The organism is Corynebacterium sp. MSK310, from assembly GCF_030227355.1.
Lineage (GTDB): Bacteria > Actinomycetota > Actinomycetes > Mycobacteriales > Mycobacteriaceae > Corynebacterium > Corynebacterium rhinophilum.
Map to the genome: position 1 here is coordinate 1 of NZ_JASPFZ010000038.1, position 1,609 is coordinate 1,609.

Annotated in this window: 1 protein-coding gene; it reads left to right on the top strand. The window is 53.3% G+C overall.

Annotation, left to right across the window (positions count from 1 at the left end):
* Positions 1-181 precede the first annotated feature (181 nt).
* Positions 182-1,363, top strand: coding sequence for a hypothetical protein (locus QP891_RS11630; protein WP_284771367.1), 1,182 nt, complete (start codon positions 182-184; stop codon positions 1,361-1,363).
* The last annotated feature ends 246 nt before the right edge of the window (positions 1,364-1,609 follow it).

Genomic DNA, 1,609 nt, shown 5'->3' on the forward strand with positions numbered 1-1,609 from the left:
CTAAGCCTGTACACGCTGATGGTACTGCAACCGGGAGGTTGTGGGAGAGTAAGTCACCGCCGACACCAAACAACAAACAAACAACAAAATAAAGTTTGTACCGAGAGGGGCAAGGACACCGATTCCAACGGTGTGCTTGCCCCTCTTCTTCGTGATCCCAGAATTTTCTATACTGAATCCCATGAGAACTCTTGCACAGGCGGTAACCGGTCTTGTCCGGTCTAATGATCCCGATCTGAACAAAGGTGCCCGGGGCGTGTATTACAGTGACCGTATATATGAAGCCGCTGAGCTTTTAGAACAGGCAGAAGAGGATCCTGCACAACTTTCTGGGATCGTGCCGCCAAGTCCATCCGATATCGTGCTTGTTGGTCTAGATGCGGTAGAAGAGGTCCTCAAGACTATTCCTCGGGTCAATGACTACGCCCATGCCGTAAGGGATGCCGGCGAAGTCTTGGCGCGGGTAGTTTCCTCCGCGGCACAGCAAGCTAGTTATTCTGGTTGCGCTTTGGCCGACTGGTTTATACGAATGAATCAGATTCTCCCAGCGGAAGAAATCGACCTCGACCCAGTCTATTTGGCACCTGCCTTTGGTGAAGAGGGGGTGGCTCGCATCCGTTCGTGGAATACGGCGGAGCAAGGTAGTGGATACGTGGGGCGTCGGTTAGCGGTACTAGAAGGAACTAGTGAGGCCGTCCTTCGTACCCATGGTCTCAAGGGAAGTGCGGCGTCGCGCTATGAGGAGATTATTGCCGGCCTTTGTGATATAGGCCGCTACGATCTTGCCTTCGATTGGTCCGAGAAGGCAGTTGGTGAGTGCGCCCCAGCGGAAATCCGAAATATCGCCTCGGGTTGGGCCGTACTTGCTAAGGAGCATTTTCCCGAACACTCGGAGCGCGTGGCTCGCAGTGTATTCGACACATATCCAGAACTGTCGTTCGCTCAACAACTCTATGCTGCGGGCACCGACAAGGCGAAATCTGCGGCGCATATACAAGACACGTTGGCGGCGAAGCCGTGGGACTTAGCGATGTTCCAGCACTTGTGCCTTGAAGACCCTGGACTTGCCTGGAGAACCGTCATAAAGGCGGGAATGGAGCAGTCAATGGCGCAACGATTCCTCGATGACCTCCCGGCTCAGGCTCTCCCCTTCGTTCGCGACGATGTCGCAACTTACCTAGATTCGACTAAGGTTGGTCGCGACATGGGCATCGAGCTGCTGCAGACCATGAGAGAAAAGTCGGCGGAACTTGGGGATCCCTGGGATGTGGACTTCAACGTGTTTTTGACAGGCCTGCGCCGTCGCTACGCCGAACGGCATGTCATTTTAAGGCGACTGGACGAGGTTTCCCTTATCGCTTGATTTGGTTACTGAGAAAACGCAAAATTCGTGACTATGAGTGTGCAGGAAGTCAGCATTACAACGTGACTACAGCAAACCGCGGGCAATGCTCATGGGGTGGTGTACGAATCGCTTTACTTGTTGTAAACATGTTTACATGAGCGAGTCAGTAATTAGTTTGCGCGTTAACGGGTCAAGTCCGTTTGAGTGGTGTTTCTACCTTTCGATAGAGCATGCAGTGTGATGGTGTCAGGGGCCAGCACGTGC

Bases quoted from the DNA above. Each gene is read 5' to 3' on its own strand.
- QP891_RS11630 (WP_284771367.1), top strand. From the start codon at position 182: ATGAGAACTCTTGCACAGGCGGTAACCGGTCTTGTCCGGTCTAATGAT.